16 protein-coding genes and 1 pseudogene are annotated in these 17,359 nt (G+C 45.7%); 11 read left to right on the forward strand and 6 right to left on the reverse strand.

What is annotated here, in order from left to right:
- Both RIC07_RS19890 and RIC07_RS19895 read left to right on the forward strand, forming a co-directional pair.
- Positions 1 to 338: ISL3 family transposase (locus tag RIC07_RS19890; protein WP_446396037.1), on the forward strand; the 338-nt coding region annotated here is incomplete at its 5' end.
- 12 nt (positions 339 to 350) lie between these two features.
- Positions 351 to 1,016: pseudogene (locus RIC07_RS19895) on the forward strand (AAA-like domain-containing protein); the annotation flags it as partial.
- 58 nt (positions 1,017 to 1,074) lie between these two features.
- Here RIC07_RS19895 and RIC07_RS19900 read toward each other — a convergent pair.
- Positions 1,075 to 1,650 carry a hypothetical protein gene (locus RIC07_RS19900; protein WP_446396079.1) on the reverse strand — a complete coding sequence of 192 codons (576 nt, stop codon included), beginning with the start codon at positions 1,648 to 1,650 and terminating at the stop codon, positions 1,075 to 1,077.
- Positions 1,651 to 1,864: 214 nt separating this feature from the next.
- On the opposite strand from RIC07_RS19900, the gene tftA reads away from it, so the two are divergent.
- Positions 1,865 to 3,223, forward strand: coding sequence for a hormogonium tapered terminus morphoprotein TftA (tftA, locus tag RIC07_RS19905; RefSeq protein WP_446381001.1), 1,359 nt, complete (start codon positions 1,865 to 1,867; stop codon positions 3,221 to 3,223).
- A 79-nt stretch (positions 3,224 to 3,302) separates the two neighbouring features.
- Here the strand turns inward: tftA and RIC07_RS19910 are convergent, their stop codons facing one another.
- Positions 3,303 to 3,680 (reverse strand): response regulator, encoded by a 378-nt coding sequence (locus RIC07_RS19910; protein WP_446381002.1) that lies wholly within the window; start codon positions 3,678 to 3,680, stop codon positions 3,303 to 3,305.
- Between the two features lie 224 nt (positions 3,681 to 3,904).
- A complete protein-coding gene (locus RIC07_RS19915; protein WP_446396038.1) occupies positions 3,905 to 5,110 on the reverse strand; it encodes a tetratricopeptide repeat protein in 1,206 nt (401 codons plus the stop codon).
- A 290-nt stretch (positions 5,111 to 5,400) separates the two neighbouring features.
- On the opposite strand from RIC07_RS19915, the gene RIC07_RS19920 reads away from it, so the two are divergent.
- The 5 genes from RIC07_RS19920 (at position 5,401) to RIC07_RS19940 (ending at position 13,435) form a co-directional block, all read left to right on the forward strand.
- On the forward strand, positions 5,401 to 6,630 hold the full coding sequence (locus tag RIC07_RS19920) for an esterase-like activity of phytase family protein (protein ID WP_446396080.1): 1,230 nt from the start codon (positions 5,401 to 5,403) through the stop codon (positions 6,628 to 6,630).
- Positions 6,631 to 6,846: 216 nt separating this feature from the next.
- Positions 6,847 to 7,869: an ATP-binding cassette domain-containing protein gene (locus RIC07_RS19925; RefSeq protein WP_446396039.1), complete on the forward strand. Its 1,023-nt coding sequence runs from the start codon at positions 6,847 to 6,849 to the stop codon at positions 7,867 to 7,869.
- 247 nt (positions 7,870 to 8,116) lie between these two features.
- Positions 8,117 to 9,010, forward strand: coding sequence for an ABC transporter permease (locus RIC07_RS19930; protein WP_446396040.1), 894 nt, complete (start codon positions 8,117 to 8,119; stop codon positions 9,008 to 9,010).
- 183 nt (positions 9,011 to 9,193) lie between these two features.
- Positions 9,194 to 12,400, forward strand: a complete 3,207-nt coding sequence (locus RIC07_RS19935; RefSeq protein WP_446396041.1) for an NACHT domain-containing protein — start codon at positions 9,194 to 9,196, stop codon at positions 12,398 to 12,400.
- Positions 12,401 to 13,057: 657 nt separating this feature from the next.
- Positions 13,058 to 13,435: a hypothetical protein gene (locus RIC07_RS19940; protein WP_446396042.1), complete on the forward strand. Its 378-nt coding sequence runs from the start codon at positions 13,058 to 13,060 to the stop codon at positions 13,433 to 13,435.
- 55 nt (positions 13,436 to 13,490) lie between these two features.
- On the opposite strand, the gene RIC07_RS19945 is transcribed toward RIC07_RS19940, so the two are convergent.
- Complete coding sequence (locus RIC07_RS19945) at positions 13,491 to 13,925, reverse strand: peroxiredoxin (RefSeq protein WP_446396043.1); 435 nt, start codon at positions 13,923 to 13,925, stop codon at positions 13,491 to 13,493.
- Positions 13,926 to 14,142: 217 nt separating this feature from the next.
- On the opposite strand from RIC07_RS19945, the gene RIC07_RS19950 reads away from it, so the two are divergent.
- The 3 genes from RIC07_RS19950 to RIC07_RS19960 all read left to right on the forward strand — a co-directional run bounded on the left by RIC07_RS19950 (position 14,143) and on the right by RIC07_RS19960 (position 16,370).
- Entirely contained in the window at positions 14,143 to 14,553 is a 411-nt protein-coding gene (locus RIC07_RS19950; protein WP_446396044.1) for an Npun_F0494 family protein, read from the forward strand.
- A gap of 61 nt (positions 14,554 to 14,614) precedes the next feature.
- Positions 14,615 to 16,111 (forward strand): cobyric acid synthase CobQ, encoded by a 1,497-nt coding sequence (gene cobQ, locus RIC07_RS19955; protein ID WP_446396045.1) that lies wholly within the window; start codon positions 14,615 to 14,617, stop codon positions 16,109 to 16,111.
- A 19-nt stretch (positions 16,112 to 16,130) separates the two neighbouring features.
- Entirely contained in the window at positions 16,131 to 16,370 is a 240-nt protein-coding gene (locus RIC07_RS19960; protein WP_446381012.1) for a 2Fe-2S iron-sulfur cluster-binding protein, read from the forward strand.
- 132 nt (positions 16,371 to 16,502) lie between these two features.
- Here the strand turns inward: RIC07_RS19960 and RIC07_RS19965 are convergent, their stop codons facing one another.
- A complete protein-coding gene (locus RIC07_RS19965; RefSeq protein WP_446396046.1) occupies positions 16,503 to 16,949 on the reverse strand; it encodes an HNH endonuclease in 447 nt (148 codons plus the stop codon).
- Positions 16,946 to 17,185 (reverse strand): hypothetical protein, encoded by a 240-nt coding sequence (locus RIC07_RS19970; protein ID WP_446370238.1) that lies wholly within the window; start codon positions 17,183 to 17,185, stop codon positions 16,946 to 16,948. Before RIC07_RS19970 ends, RIC07_RS19965 begins: the two co-directional genes overlap by 4 nt.
- Positions 17,186 to 17,359 lie beyond the last annotated feature (174 nt).

A 17,359-nucleotide genomic window follows, 5' to 3' on the forward strand; every position in this document is an offset into this window, starting at 1 on the left:
TCAAAGAAGCTTCGCCTTTAATTGGAATTATGCATTCATTAAAAGAAGAATTGCATCAAATATTTGAAGAAAGTCAAAACCTGGGAGAGGGAACTTTAAAATTAATTGATTGGTTAGACAAGGCTCAAATTTACTATAAAAAAAGTGTATCAGCAATCAAACGATGGTTTGCCGAAGTCGTGGGTTATTTTGAAAGTAGAACAACAAATGGAGTGGTTGAAGGAGTTAACAATAAATTGAAACTATTAAAATGGTGTGGATTTGGCTTCATGAACTTTAATAATTTTACAATACGCGCTTTACTTCTGTGGCATTATCCTAACGGTTTAGCACACTAAGTACGGAAGAACCATTTTCCAGTGAATGACTTTTTTGCTCTGATCCGCTCCTACTATAACCAGCGCAGTATCAATCCAGAGTATCAACGTTTAACATGGATTCTTTTGGGAGTTGTCACCCCCTCAGATTTAATTACTGATTACTACAGAACCCCCTTTAATATTGGTCAGGCGATTCAACTGGAGGGCTTTAAAGAGCATGAAGCCCAACCTTTGCTGCAAGGATTGACTGACAAAGTGAGCAGTCCTCAAACCGTTCTCAAAGAGATTTTATCCTGGACAAGTGGTCAGCCTTTTTTGACACAGAAGCTCTGTAAACTGATCCGCAGTGCTTCAGTGGGTATCCCGACTAACAGAGAAGCTGAATGGATAGACAATTTAGTGCGATCGCGGGTTATCGAGAATTGGGAATCTCAGGACGAACCCGAACATTTGAGGACGATTCGCGATCGCCTCCTCAATAGTAAGCGATCGGTTCGGCTACTAGAACTCTATCGACAAATTTTGTGTCAAGCAGAAGTCGCCTCAGTGGATAGTCTAGAAGAAAGGGAGTTGCTTTTGTCGGGAATAGTTATTAAGGAACAGGGTTCTCTGAGAGTTCATAACCGTATTTATGAATTGATCTTTGACCAGAGTTGGATTGATCTGCACCTCAACCCAAACTCAAAGTGGGACTAGACGAATTTTGGGTAAGATCCCCGACTTCTTCAAGAAGTCGGGGAGCTCAAAGCAGGAACTAATCTGGGAAGGCGAATCCGGTTCTGGGATCGCGGATAAACAACCCTAGCACTAAAGAGTCCATCACCGTGTCCCATACAGGGTTCAAACGCTCTGCATCATCTACCCAGTAGTCAAATGTAATCAAACATTGAACGCCAGAACCTAACCCAATGCAGATGCGGGAATAGGCGTCGCGGTTTTCGTTAGGGTCAATAAATTTGAATTGAGTCCAAACGATGCGGGCGGTTTGGCGCTTTAGTTCAATAATTTCGCCCTTCTCCGTTATATTCCGCTCATCATCTCGAACCACTCGCTTTAATAAAGAAACCAGGGGAAATTCAGCCCAGTCGCCTGGGGGGAGTAGATTATAGGACGCTTCTAAGCGACAATCATCGTTGGGTGGCTTGTTGTCCAGAAACCGAAACGATTTGGTATCCGGTTCAAAATGCCAATCTTCGGGAACATCAAAGCGTAATGCTCCTCGCCCTGCTACGAAGATCCGATGTCCTGGCTTGGATGTCCAGTTGTGGTCTTCGTTTAGCTCTAGGGTTTCCTTGATCCATTGGAGATTGTGCTTTTTGCGCTTAGCCATAGCCGATCGCCTAGATGAAAACCACATTTAACTATTGATGGTAACACTATCTCTGGCTCCCAGAAAGGGTGGGCTAGGTTTCTACACCATTTCCGTCTATGGATGGAGGTGTGCAAAAACTGATACGGTTAAGCACTAGCCGAAAGACTCCGAAATCCTTATTCTGGATTAATGGCAGTGAGTGCGAATGATCAGTGCTGAGGACAAGTAACTAATGGGACGAATCTTTATTTCTGCCGGACACGGAGGAATTGAACAAGGGGGACGCGATCTAGGGGCGATCGCAGGCGGTACAACGGAAGCTCAACAGATGATTCTGCTACGGGATCAGATTGTCCCGGAGTTGCGATCGCGTGGCTTTGAGGTTCTCTCTGTCCCCGATGACTTGAGTTCAACTGAATCAATCCAATGGATTAATGCTCGTTCTCGCCCCGGCGATGTGGCGCTGGAAATTCATGCGGGTTCTTCCCCGAATCCCAGTGTCCGAGGAACGGCGGTTTACTACATCGCCAATAACACCGAACGCAAAAATCATGCGGAACTGATCCTCCTCGCACTGCTGCGACGCCTTCCCCAATTGCCAAACCGAGGCGCGAAGCAGGATACGGCGACAGGAATGGGGTTTCTGTCATTTACCCGCGATACGATTCTTCCGTCGCTGCTGATGGAGGTTGGCTATCTCACCAATCCAGAGGATCGCTTTATTATTCAAAATCGCCGCCGCGAAATGGCGTTAGGGATTGCGGATGGACTAGCGGCGTGGAGTCGAGCGGTTTCGGGAACGGAACCGGGAGGAAATGGAACGGATGTTACTTATCCTTCGATTAATATCAAGATTAATAATCAAACGTATGGAGAGCAAGGCATTATTGTCAATAACAATGCCTATATTCCGATTGACTTAGCCGATCGCTTGGGTGTGGATTTAACCACGATTCCCGGTATTCGTCGCCTCCAGTATCGGGGAGTGGTTTATGTCAAAGCCATTGAATTGCGAGATTATAATATTTCAGTGGGTTGGGATGCGGCGACACGGACGGTGATTTTGCGTTCAATTTTGCAAATTTGTCCGGGTCAAATTGACCGAATTATGGCACATGGGAATACATCAGAAGTGCAGTTAATGATGTTTCTCAAAGCTAATAATGAAGACGCCCTGGCTCAGTTTCCCGACTTACCCAAGCTTTACCGCGAAGAAGCCGCCATTGAGGGGGTGAATTATGATATTGCGTTTTCTCAAGCCATGGTGGAAACGAATTTCCTCCGTTTTGGCGGTGACTTAAAACCCAGTCAAAATAATTTTGGCGGCTTAGGATCAGTCGGGGGTGATCCGGAGGGGGCGACATTCCCCAGCGCCAGATTAGGAGTTCGCGCCCATATCCAACAATTAAAAGCCTACGCCAGTTTAGAACCTTTGGTACAAGAAGTAGTTAGTCCTCGGTTTCGCTTTGTCACTCGTGGGATTGCACCCCTCGTCCAGCAGTTGAGCGGACGGTGGTCGGCTGATTTGAATTATGGCGATCGGATTATGGCTGTTCTCCGCCGTCTCTATGAATCAGCCGGCTTTTTCTAAGGGTGAGTAGTCCTCAAACCTTTACGAATGACAAATGACGATCTCTACCGTTAACTTTTGTTGTGTCCACATACTTAGATTATGACCAGTCCAAAACTTTAGTTACCTCCTTAGTTAGCGTTATTGGGTCAAAGGGTTTAGCAATAACTCCAGCAATACCCAATTGATCAAATTGAGTGATGTCGTTGTTAAACACTTTTGCCGTGAGTAAAATCACGGGAATTTTTTTGGTGCTGGGAGACTTTCGTAACTCTTTCAATAGGGTTAACCCATCCATATCTGGCATCATCACATCCAAGAGAATCGCATCAGGTTGTTCAGTTTGGGCTAACTGTAGTCCTTTCTTGCCGGATTCAGCCGTGATTACTTGCCAGTTGCCAATCGTTTCCAGGCAAGCTTGGATCACTAAGCAAAGATTGGGTTCATCGTCAATGACTAGGATACATTTGGTAGACATAAAGGGAAATAGTTTTCAGGTTTGATTGTATAAAAGCAGGTTTAATGATTATCGTTATCCCAGTCCCAATACCCCATTGGTTTTATTGTTAATTTATCGGTGGGGAGGGCGGGTTTTGTTGTTCATTTATCGGTGACTATCTAATTGAAGCCCTAAACCCGCCCCTACAAATTTTTCCTAAACCCGCCCCTAGACCTACACAAGTATACAAGAATTATTGCTTATTACTGATTACTTGTTTCCTCCTGATTAATTTTCTCTATTTGACGGGCAAAATGGGTTTCTCGATACTGCAATGATCGCGCTAATTCTAGACCTTTTTGAAAAGCGTCTAAGGCTTGGGCATACTTGTTTTGGGTGAGATAAATCTGACCCATTTGATCGTAAGCCTGCATCAAGCCATAATAATTGTAGGACTGTTGTTCCACAATAATCAATGTTTCGTAAACCTGGAGTGCATAGTCGGGTTGGTCGTAAGATAAATAGAGTTGGGCTAATTTTTCGAGTGCATCACTGGCATAAGCAAACTGTTGCGATGACCAAGCGAGTGCATAAGCTTCTTGGTAGCTTTGAGAGGCTTGTTCGGGTTGATTCAGGGCTTCGTAGTCGGCACCAATCCCAATTTTTAGGGCGGGAATTTGAGTATAGTTTTCTTGGTTGAGATAACTTTCCACTAACCGTTCCTTGATCCGCAGGGCGTTTTCGGGTTCCTGGGATTGTTTATAAATGTTGAGCAATTCTTGTAGATAGTTAACCTCCGCCACGCGATCGCGCCTTGCTTGAGCTATTGCTAGTAATTCTTCATAAATGGCGGCGGCTTGGGGATAATCAAACCAAGCTAAGTGGAGTTGGGCGATTGTTTCTAAGGTTTCGGCTTGAGTTTCCAGATCACCTTGTTGACGAGCATCGGCTAAAATTTGCTCATAGATAGCTAGGGCGTTTCTGGGAACTCGTACCTGTTGATAAGCTTGACCTAATGCACCTAAAAGTTCGGGATCTAACTCTCCTTCTTCTTCAGCGTTTTGCTGAATCGTTTCTAAGCGTTTAGTAATTAACTGTACCTGGGATTTCGCATTCCGACTCCAAGCAATTTCACCCACGCGCCCTAGGGTTTTAACTTCTTCTAATCGTCCACCCAAGACTCGCCGTAACCGAATTTCTCGATACCAGATATCAAACGCCTCTTCTAGATTTCCCGCCCTCAATTCGGCGGCGGCTTGATTATTCAGTTGATTTAGATCTTCCCTCAGTCGGCGGCGTTCTAAGGGGCTTAAAGGGCGTTCTACGGGGGGATTGGGAAGCAGGGGATCACCAGTGGTATCCAGTTCTAGGGGATTGGGTGGATTTGTTTCAGCGGGTTGGGCTAATGTTCCACCACTTAACCCTAACCAGAGCGTCGCTATGCAAAAGATTAGTTTAACTTTTCTCATTAATTTAAGCTGTATAAGATGCAACACTGTTTTAAGGAGAGCCAGGAAATAAATTTCCGGCTGAAAGCTAAAGTAAGCTAAAGCTTACTACATTAAAGACTTTTAACCCGTTTGAACGGGACGTGAGCTTTTAGCCCATAGACGCAAAGTGGCTTCTCTTCGAGAACTTTAGTTCAGAGCTTAAGTCTGATTAATTATTATCTTATCTACCAACGTAATCACCATTGACGATTAAAATCAACTTAGAGTTTCTCAAGGAAACGCCTACCCTAAGACGTTTGACATTTTTTATGATTCAGCGATTAACACAAAAGCCATTAAAAGTCAATAGATTTCGCCCCCTATTATCTCGACTCTTCGTCGTGGCGATCGCGCTATTGACTCTGTTGACGACAAGCTGTAGTCCCTCTACCGCTAGAACCGCCGAACAGCGCACGTTTCTGGATTTATCTTTGGACTTTTTGGCGGAGTATCAACTGCCCAAACCGATGAGGTTTGAGGATACTCCCGTTGGCGGCTTATCCGCCCTCTCCTATGATCGGGATCGCGATCGCTTTTTGGCACTGTCCGATGATCGGTCAAATCTCGCACCCGCCCGATTTTACACCCTGGCGCTGACGATTAACCGCGACTCAGCCGGAGAAATTGGGATTGAATCCGTCACTGTGGAGGATGTAACCGTTCTCAAAGACGAAAACGGCAAACCCTATCCGGCGGGAACCATTGACCCCGAAGGCATCGCCCTATCCGGTAAAGGTGGCGTATTTATTTCCACTGAAGGGGTTCCTAGTCAGGGAATTGAACCCTTTATTCAAGAATTTGACCGCCAAACGGGGCAACCGTTGCAACGCTTGCGAATTCCTGACCGCTTTCTCCCGAATAATACTACAGAAGAGGAACAAGTTCCCCGTGGCGTACAAGAGAACCTAGGCTTTGAAGCATTAACCTTAGAACCAATTACGTTAGCGGCGGCGAGTGGCGATCCTTTTCGCCTATTTACAGCAACGGAATCCGCGTTAATTCAAGATAGTTTACCCCCAGATTCAGACGAGGTTCCCCGAATTCGGCTGCTGCATTATTTAATCAGCGATATTGCGCCACCCATGCTAGTAGCGGAACATTTGTATCCACTGGCTCCCGCCCCCAAAGGGACAATTGATTATGGCTTATCGGAATTAGTGGCATTAGATACAGAAGGTCACTTTCTGAGTTTAGAACGGAGTTATGGGTTGTTTGGACTCAGCGCCCAAATTTATCAACTAACCCTGGGTGGGGCAACCGATACATCTAATGTTGCCAGTCTCAAGGGGAATATTTCTCGCCTTGATCCGGTGAAGAAAAAATTGCTCCTTGATTTGAGTACTTTGGGAATTTATTTAGATAATCTGGAAGGGATGACCCTAGGTTCACGGTTGCCAGATGGGAGTCAGAGTTTGGTATTAGTCAGTGATGATAATTTTAATCAAACACAGATTACGCAGTTTCTTTTGTTTCGATTAAACCTGAATAAGTCGAATTGAGCTAAATTGTAGTGGCGTGACACAACTAATTAGCTCTCTTCCTCTCTCCCCTTCTCCTTGTCAACCTCAATTATAAAATTAAAGCCATAGCAGGTTGACAAGATGAAATAAATGTGCGTTATTTTCAGTTTCCCCCCCACTGCCGACAAACCCCTTAAAATGAAAAGACAGCTAATTGTTTAGATTTGTATAGCCAACTCAGGTATAGAACGATATATGGCTGCTGCCGTTTTAATCGAGAACCTAAAAAAATACTACGGGGATGTCGAAGCCGTGAAGGACATCTCCCTGAACGTCGAACCGGGCGAGATTTTTGGCTTACTCGGTCCAAATGGGGCGGGGAAAACCACAACGATTCGCTGTCTGTGTACCTTAAGTAAACCCGACGCGGGTAAGATTGAGGTATCGGGAATTTCTGCGATCGCAAATCCTAGAGCCGTCCGCCGTCGCATTGGTTATGTCGCCCAGGAAGTGGCATTAGACAAGGTGTTGACAGGGCGCGAGTTACTGCAACTACAAGCGGATTTATATCACCTACCTAGCAACATTGCCAAAGAGCGGGTCAATACCATGATAGAGGTGTTGGGCTTGCAGGAGTATGCCGATAAAAAGACAGGAACCTACTCCGGCGGAATCCGCAAGCGTCTGGATTTAGCCTCCGGCTTACTCCATAAACCCGATGTGTTAGTTCTCGATGAACCCACCGTGGGATTGGATATCGAGAGTCGGGTGGTGGTGTGGAATTTCCTGCGTCAATTGCAAAACGCTGGCACAACCATATTTATTACCAGCCACTATTTGGAAGAAGTAGATATTTTAGCCGATCGCGTGGCAATTATCGACAAAGGGGTAGTCATTGCTGAAGGTACGCCCTCTCAGTTAAAGGATAACGTAGGAGGCGATCGCATAACCCTCCGCATCCGGGAATTCTCGCCTATGGAAGAAGCCCAAAATGCCAAGGAAAAGCTGGAGGTGTTACCCTTTGTCCAAGAAGTGATTATTAATACGGCGCAAGGAAATTCCCTTAACTTAGTCGTCAAACCCCAAAGTGACGCATTGACAAACATTCAGCAATCCTTAAAAGATGCCGGATTACCCATCTTTGGCATTGCCCAATCCCGACCTAGTTTAGATGATGTCTACCTAGCCGCCACGGGTCAAACCTTAATGGATGCTGAACTCGCGGCGGCGGGAACGCGAGATGTGAAGGCAGAGAAAAAGCAACGGATGAAGGAATGATGAGATGAGAGGGAGATGGGGGAGATGGGGGAGATGGGGGAGATAGGGGAGATGGGGGAACACCTCGACTTCGCTCGGTGTGTCAGATGGGGGAAATTATGTAGGGGCGGGTTTCACTACTATCGTTTGAAATGGTGCGTTACGCTACGCTAACGCACCCTACACCCACCTGTTCCCTGTTCCCTGTTCCCTGTTCCCTGTTCCCTCTTCTTAGACCAATGACCAATAACCAATAACCAATAACATTATGAGTGGAACTGTAACACCATCAAAACCGGAAATTAATTGGCAACCCGACGTGGTAAGTCAAGTCCCCGTCAGCGACAAAGCAGGTGTCGGTGAATTTGTCCAAGAAACCTTGGCACTCACTAAACGCCTATTTATCCAATTACAACGACGCCCCTCTACCTTAATTGCTGGCGTGATTCAGCCGTTGATGTGGCTGATTCTGTTTGGGGCGTTATTTCAAAATGCGCCAAAAGGACTCTTTGGTGAAAGCTTATCATACGCCCAATTCCTGAGTGCGGGTGTCATTGTATTTACCGCCTTCGCGGGTGCGCTAAATGCTGGCTTACCCGTGATGTTTGACCGGGAATTTGGCTTCCTTAATCGCTTACTTGTTGCACCTCTGGCGTCTCGCTTCTCCATTGTCGCCGCATCCGCTATCTATATTGTCGCCCTCAGCTTTATCCAAGCCGTGGTGATTGTCGCCGCTAGTGCAGTTATGGGTGCGGGTGTTCCCAATATAGCCGGACTGGGTGCGATCGCGCTGATTGTTTTCTTGCTGGTAATCGGGATGACAGCATTAAGTTTAGGACTCGCCTTTGTGCTTCCGGGTCATATTGAACTCATTGCCGTCATTTTTGTCACCAACTTACCCCTGTTATTTGCCAGCACTGCTCTAGCGCCGCTATCCTTTATGCCAAAATGGTTACAGCTTGTCGCCAGTCTCAATCCCTTAAGTTATGCGATTGAACCGATTCGCTATCTCTACCTCCATGGGAATTGGTCGTTAGGCAGTGTGGTTATGGAAGCACCTTGGGCGTCAATTACATTTGGTGGGGCTATTTTAGTCCTGTTTGCCTTTGCCGCCGCCGCGTTAGTTCTGATTAGTCCATTGCTTCGGCGTCGATTTGCCTAATAGCATTAAAACTTGTAGGGTGGGCATTGCCCACCCACTTTAATAGGACTTACGCAAAGGCTCGATATGTAGGGTGCGTTAGCGAAGCGTAACGCACCGCAAGCCACCATCTGTGGTGTAGCTGCGTAAGTCCTGTTTAATTGAAATAGTCAACATACGTTTTCTAGAGGAATTAGCACCATCGTGGAACTTTGGACAGCGCTAGGCGTTTCTATCCTCAACGATTTACTTTTAAAGGATATTCTCCTGAAACTGGGGAAAGAAGCGTTAGAAGACTATGTAAAAGATTTTTTCAAAGACTGTATTAAAACTGGGGTACAATCTGCCCAACCCGATGTCCTGAAAAAAGCCCTCGGTGAGGCTTTACAGCAATTCCTCAAACTCATCGAATATGAATTACTTTTCTATGTAACTGAAGCCGAAGTTCGAGACAACTATCAAATAGTAATTGAACAGTTTATCAAAGACGATGACGTTAAACCCCTGTTAGGAAAAGCCTTTGAAAAAGATTGTCGCGCCATCGACGCCAATCAATTAAGTACAATTTGGGTGCAGCGCTATTCACCTGATATGCCAACTGGGTTTAACTGGGAGGAGATTACCAAACCCTATCTCAAAGAAGTTAAAAGCATTGTCCGCAATTCGCCAGAGTTAAAGGAACTGTTAAAATTAGAGATTCTGGAATCTATTGAACAACAAGGGCGAGAAAATGCCGGAATTCCTCCCGATTTTAATCCAACCAAATATCAAGAAGGCTTACGGGAACGCTACAGCAACTTAAACCTATCCAGTTTAGATACCACAGGCTGCGCCTATAACCAACTGAAACTCTGGCGACTCTTCATCCCGCAAAATGTGCGACAAGTTCATCAGGGATTACCCCAAGTCTATGAACTCCCCAAAGAACATCAACGGCGACTGCGAGAAAGTAATCAACTTGACGGGGATGTGTCTCTGGAAGAGTTAACCGAATATAAACAGGTTTATTCTCAACAGTCAATTCGTCCGATTGGGGAAATTATTAACGATAAAGATAACTATCCCTATCTGGTGATTCTCGGTGATCCGGGTTCTGGCAAGTCTACCTTGTTGCAATATTTGGCATTAGATTGGGCAAATTCTACACCCAATGACGCCAGTTTACAGCCGATTCCCCTGCTGATTGAATTACGCACCTATATGCGGAATCGCGATGCGGGACAATGTAAGAATTTCCTGGAATTTTTCCATGATAGCAGTGGGATTGTCTGTCATCTGAATCAGCATCAATTGGTGGAACAGTTAAAAGCTGGAAATGCTTTGGTGATGTTTGATGGCTTGGATGAAGTATTTGATCCGGGAAAACGGGAGGATGTAATTACCGATATTCATCGCTTTACCAATGATTATCCTGATGTGCGGGTAATTGTTACGTCTCGCGTGATTGGCTATAAACCGCAGCGGTTACGAGATGCCCAGTTTTATCATTTTATGTTACAAGATTTGGAGGCAGATCAGATTCAGGAATTTATTACCCGTTGGCATGATTTAACCTTTACTAATCAAGTAGATAAACAGAGGAAGCAGGAACGGCTGCAACGGGCAATTGATACCTCAAAAGCGATTCGCGAACTGGCTGGAAATCCGTTGCTATTGACAATGATGGCAATATTAAATCGCAATCAGGAATTGCCCAGAGATCGACCGGAATTATATAATCAAGCCTCGCGAGTATTGCTGCATCAATGGGATGTGGAACGGGCGTTAGTCGAACATCAGCAGTTAGAGATTCAAACCATTGATTATAAAGATAAGCAGGCGATGTTGCGTCAGGTAGCTTATCAGATGCAAGCAGCAGAGAAAGGGTTGGCGGGTAATCTGATTGCGGCGGATGAGTTAGAAGGAATTTTGACGGATTATCTGAAAACCCTCGATATCAATAATTCCAGGGCGGTGGCGAGGGTGATGATTAAGCAACTGCGGGAACGGAATTTTATCTTATGTTTCATGGGGGCGGATTATTATGCCTTTGTGCATCGGACATTTTTGGAGTATTTTTGTGCTTGGGAATATGTTTGGCAGTTTGAGAAGGAACGAACACTTTCTCTGGAGGAGTTGAAAACTGAGGTTTTTGGTAAGCATTGGCAGGATGAGTCTTGGCATGAAGTGTTACGGCTGATTGTGGGGATGCTTGAACCAAAGTTAGCTGGGGAGATTATAGATTATTTAAGGAATCAGTCGGGGGAAGCGGAAAAGTTTATTAATGTGTTTCTAGCGGCGGATTGTCTGTCTGAGGTGAGGAATCGTTTGGTTATCGTATCGACAGCGAATCAATTACTGAATCAGATTAAAGGGTTAATTCAGTATGACTTACCTTATTGTTACGAACATTATGGAGAGGATTTCAAATTAGTTCGGGAAATTCGCACCCAAGCGGTTGCTGCCATTGCGACAACCTGGCATGATTCTCCAGACACTTTAGCTTGGCTGAAACAAAAAGTCGAATCTGATGACGATGAAAATGTGCAACTTTCAGCCATGCAAGAATTAGCCAGAGGCTGGAAAGATGACCCCACTACCTTACACATTCTCAAGCAAAAAGCCCAATCTGATGAGAATTGGGTTGTGCGAGGTGCAGCAGTGCGACAACTAGCCAAAGGCTGGCATGATTCCCCAAAGACTTTACCTATCCTCAAACAAAAAGCCCAATCTGATGACGATTCGGCTGTTCGGCGTGCAGCGGTGCAAGAATTAGCCAAAGGCTGGAAAGATGACCCAGATACCTTACCTATCTTCAAGCAAAAAGCCCAATTTGATGACGATAGGTATGTGCGACGTGCCGCCGTGCAAGAATTAGCCAAAGGCTGGAAAGATGACCCAGATACCTTACCTTGGCTCAAAGAAAAAGCCCAATCTGATGACGATTGGTATGTGCGACGTGCAGCAGTGCAAGAATTAGCCAAAGGCTGGAAAGATGACCCAGACACCTTACCGATTCTCAAACAAAAAGCTCAATCTGATGACGATGGGGATGTGCGAGATGCCGCCGTGGAAGAAATAGCCAAAGGCTGGAAAGATGACCCAGATACCTTACCTTGGCTCAAACAAAAAGCCCAATCTAATGACGATAGGAATGTGCGATATGCCGCAGTGCAAGAAATAGCCCAAGGCTGGAAAGATGAGCCATGGCTATTTGAATTATTACGCGATCGCGCCCTTAATGATCCCTTTGTGCGTGAGAACGACTGGCAAGACAATCCTCGGCAATTAGCACTTGATATCATTATCAAACAATATCCTAACCATCCCCAGACTCTACCCTTGCTGCGCGACAGAGCCGAAAATGATCCTGATGATAAAGTTAGAGAGTTTGCCCAGAAAAAATTGGCACAATTAAAGTTAAGTCTGTAGGGGCGGGTTTCACGACTATCTTTTGGGTTACAAAGGTGCGTTACGCTACCCTACCCTTCGGGAACGCTACGCGAACGCTAACGCACCCTACACCCGCCCCGACTCAGGTGTCTAGACTTCCTGTTAAAAGAAAGGGCGATCCGATAAAATTAAATTGACACAGTTGTCAATTTGTGCAAGCGGGTCGCCCCTACCGGGAATTAAAAGAGCGATCGCTCTCGAAACGTGTTAAGAAAGAGATGGCTGATGATAGCGATCGGGAAAAATCCCAGATAAAAATAATTAGAGACGCTATAGTAGGGTCACGGCACTGCCCATTGGTATCAACTTAAGGTGCAAACTAATACTGACAAGGTTTTAAGCTGTGTCTGTCTACTCCTTGACATTTTCCCCCTCATCCCCTAACCCCTTCTCCACCCCCCTTCCCCCTACAAGAGGGGGGAGGACAGAGGATGCTTCGCTTTTGTTGCACGGGAGAAGGGGAACCGGATTCTCTTGCTCCCCTCTTGCTCCCCTCTCCCAAGCTTGGGAGAGGGGCTGGGGGTGAGGGGTTTAGCTTAAGTTGACACGGATGAGCACTGCCGTACCCTTATCGGTAGAACTACCGTATCCTGATGGAAATCTAATTATAATTTCTAAAAAAACAGGTTAATTGCCATGAAGATCAGCACCCTATTGACTCCGGCACTCACCTCAACCCTGTTCGCTTCCCTAGCGTTAGGTGTGGTTGTTAGCATATCAGCCATTATCCCGGAATCCGCGATCGCACAATCAACTGAGCGGGTGAATCCCCTAGAAGATATAAATAATCGCCAAAATGAGCGAGATTCACTCACGGGAACAACGGGTAACAGTGGCTTTAATGTCTTTGATTTTATCCATCGCTCCCGTTTAGGCGTTGATTCTGAGGCGTTTAACAGCGAACTGGATCAAAACTTAGACAATGCCACGCAAGAGTTCCGACAGCTACAACGAGAACGGTTAAGAAATCAACCCAATAACCCCTCGACTCCGGATGGGGGAGGCATTCGATAACTGGAAGTACAACCGTCCTGAAACCATTCCCAGGCAAAGCCTGGGAACAAGGTGGCTAGCTCATGCTAGCTAGGATATCCTTAGCATGAGAATCGGTTTTCACCTTCTCATCAACATAAGTGATCGTACCTTCACCGTTAATCACATAAGTGACGCGCTTGGAGTAACCACCGCCTTCAACATCAAAAGCTTTGGTCAGCGTGCCATCCGGATCAGCGAGCAATTGGAAAGGCAACCCATACTTCTCCTTAAATTGCTTATGGGATGTCTCATCATCCATGCTGACACCGAGAACAACCATATCTTTGCCTTGATATTCAGCGTAGTTGTCCCGGAAGCTTTGGGCTTCCTTGGTGCAACCTGGAGTATCGTCTTTGGGATAAAAATAGAGAACTACTGTTTTCCCCGCCAAGTCGGACAGGGAAACGGTATTCCCTGCATCATCTTTGGCGGTAAATGCCGGAGCTTTATCACCAACGCTTAAAGCCATAAGTCTTTTTCCCTGTGTTAACTACTTAACTATTCTTCATCCTACTACCTTCGGAACTTTGATTAAGTCTGGATGACGTGTAAGGGCAATCCGCATGGCATCCATTCACCACTCAAATCCACTCAAGTGACTCGATTTGCCCTCTCCGGTGAGGTTAAGATGAAAAGAAGCCTAAACCTAGGATTCACCAGCATTTCCACCAGCTAATCCAGTTGCGATGACATCCATTTCCTCTGAAAAAGCCCAGTCGGTTCACTATCCAGAGCGCACCATAAAACGCGCAGAACTTGCGTTGCGCTGTTTGCCCTTCCAGTTAACCTTGTACAAGGAGATGCGTTCAACCAGTGTTTCCCTGCTGGCGATCGCGACGCAAAAAGGGATAGAACAGGGCTATACTAAAAGTCCCTTATCCGAGTTAGCCGCCGAACGTGATTTACTGTGGTTGATTCAAGTCGGCGTTTTGCGGCGAGAAGTTGATGGTCAAGGTATTACCGACAGTTTTCGTCTCACACCCTTGGGTCGTCAACTGGTGGAAAAATGGGCAAGCCGAGGCGAGTCATTACCTCCGCCATCCCTATGGGATCGCATCGCTCACGCCTGGAACCGTTGGTTACGATTACCAATCTAAATTCATAGTCTGAGGGTTGCTTCTATTCGTTCTGATTACCCGATAACTCTTAACCCGCTTTATGAAATCGCTGATGGTGGTGGGAACAACCTCCCACGCAGGAAAATCCTTTATTACTACTGCCTTGTGCCGTATTCTTTCCCGGCGCGGTTGGCGTGTGGCTCCGTTTAAGGGACAAAATATGGCGCTCAACGCTTATGTCACCCCCAATGGAGGCGAAATTGGACATGCTCAAGCGGTTCAAGCTTGGGCGGCTGATGTGACGCCCTGTGTCGAAATGAACCCGATTTTACTTAAACCCCAGGGGGATATGACCTCTCAAGTCATTCTCATGGGTCAAGTGGCGGGTAAAGTCGGCGCTGCGGATTATTATGAACAGTACTTCGATCGGGGTTGGCAAGCGATTCAAGAGTCGCTGCGGCGTTTGAGTCATGAGTTTGATTTTGTGGTGTGTGAGGGTGCAGGGAGTCCAGCAGAAATTAATTTGAAGCACCGTGACTTAACCAATATGCGGGTAGCGAAGCATTTAAATGCACCAACGTTACTCGTAGTAGATATTGATCGGGGCGGCGCATTTGCTCATATTATTGGGACTCTAGAACTCTTAGAGCCGGATGAGCGAGCTTTAATTAAGGGTGTGGTGATTAATAAATTTAGAGGACAGCGATCGCTCTTAGAATCGGGAATTACTTGGCTCGAAGAACGCACCGGAATTCCTGTTATTGGCGTGATTCCCTGGATTAATGAGATCTTTCCCGCTGAAGACTCTTTGGCATTATTGGATCGCTACAATAAGAGAAAACGGGATAGTGAATTAACGGTGGCGGTAATTCGTTTTCCCCGCATCTCTAATTTTACTGACTTTGACGCCCTCGAAGCGGAATCAACGGTTAACGTTAAATATTTAGCACCGAATCAATCCCTGGGATACCCCGATGCCCTAATTTTGCCAGGGACAAAAACTACGATTAGCGACTTACTCGTACTCCACAAAACAGGTATGCTCGAAGAAATTAAAAACTATGCCGCTGCGGGGGGTACAGTGTTAGGGATTTGTGGCGGGTTTCAAATGCTAGGTCAAACCCTACTTGATCCCGATGGCATTGAAGATGAACCGGGACAATATCAAGGGTTAGGATTATTACCGATTAAAACAATTATTACCGCCAGAAAAGTAGCACGTCAGCGTCTCGTAACCTCTAACTATCCCCAAGTCGGTTTACCTGTTTCGGGTTACGAAATCCATCAAGGGCGTTCTCGGCTGATTGACTCAGAAAGCACGGATAATAAATCTGCCTATCAACCCCTGTTTGATGACCCTGGTTTGGGGTTAGTCGATATCACTCAGTCCATTTGGGGAACCTATCTCCATGGTTTATTTGATAATGGTCCCTGGCGACGGGCGTGGTTGAATCAACTGCGACATCAACGCGGACTTCCGTCTTTGCCAACGGGTATTCCGGACTATCGAGAGCAGCGCGAAGTAGTGTTGAATTCTTTAGCAGATAGCGTAGAGGCTCATTTGGATTTAAGCACTATTATACCGAACTTGACGTAAGTTAATAGCAAACCTGTTCATGAGTGTTACCATTCGATTCTTACCCGATGATGTCACGATTAATGCAGAAGTGGGAGAACCGCTACTGCAAGTGGCTCAACGTGCTGGTGTTTTCATTCCTACCGGATGTCTGATGGGTTCCTGTCATGCTTGCGAGGTTGAGATTAACGACACAGAAACGATTTGTGCCTGTATCTCGGCTGTACCACCGGGTCAGGAACAGCTTACGATTAATCTCTATAGTGATCCAACCTGGTAAGTTATTGGTCATTTGTCATTTGTCATTTGTCATTTGTCATTTGTTGGGTTAAAAACAAGCTGTCAGTGTTGTTGCCAAAGTTGATAGCAAAGTGACGGTTTCTTAGAAAATACCCAGCCTGAGAGAGTCATTTCACTCCTGTGAATCACCATCAGGAGGATGCCATCCCCCACGAACCCAAAGGCGACGAGCTTTCACAATGGAACCATCATTATGATAATCATCATTCAAATCCAACCGTTCACAGGTGGCTCGACCCACGGAGGTTTTGCCAATGATTTTCAAACCATCCGCTGACCAAATGAAATGATCTGCCCATACCTGTATTCGTGGATTAAACAATTGAATTTCTTCTTGAGTAATTGGATCAATCCCTGTGACGAAATTGTAGCGATATCCATTACAACGCTGACAAGCTAACGCTAGATTTTCTAAATCATCAGTCCCTCCCAATGAACGAGGCATAATATGGTCAATCGCAAAATTAGCAGCACTGGCTTCTTCTGATGAGTGGCAATATTCACACAAATAGTTTGCCTTTTCCCGTACCTGTCGCCTAACATTATCATTCAACGTCATGATTCAGCGATAATACGGGCATTCAACAGGGTAAAGATACGATCTAATTCCAAAAGCCCACTGAGTTCAGCTTGTTCATCTTGATTAAGACTTACCTCTTTTTGGCGTTCAGAAAGCTCATCCAAACGAACTTGAAGGGCATCTGTGAATTTGAACAGATATAAATTGCGTACTCGCTGAATCTTAATGCCAGTTTCAACCCAGGATGAGGGTTGCACCATTGTTTGAGCAATCATTATGATCAGTGAATCTCTGTTTTCTGTTGACTATGATACTAGCTTAACCTAAACTTTCCCCCTACAGATGGAGGTTTAATAGTAGAGCCAGCGTAAGTCCCAATACGGCTCGGATACAGCATCTTTTAAAACGGTGTATCACATCGAGTCTGAAAACGCTGTAACGCCGCTAAA

Origin of the sequence: Coleofasciculus sp. E1-EBD-02, assembly GCF_040218245.1 — a bacterium.
In the GTDB taxonomy this organism is placed as follows: domain Bacteria; phylum Cyanobacteriota; class Cyanobacteriia; order Cyanobacteriales; family Coleofasciculaceae; genus Coleofasciculus.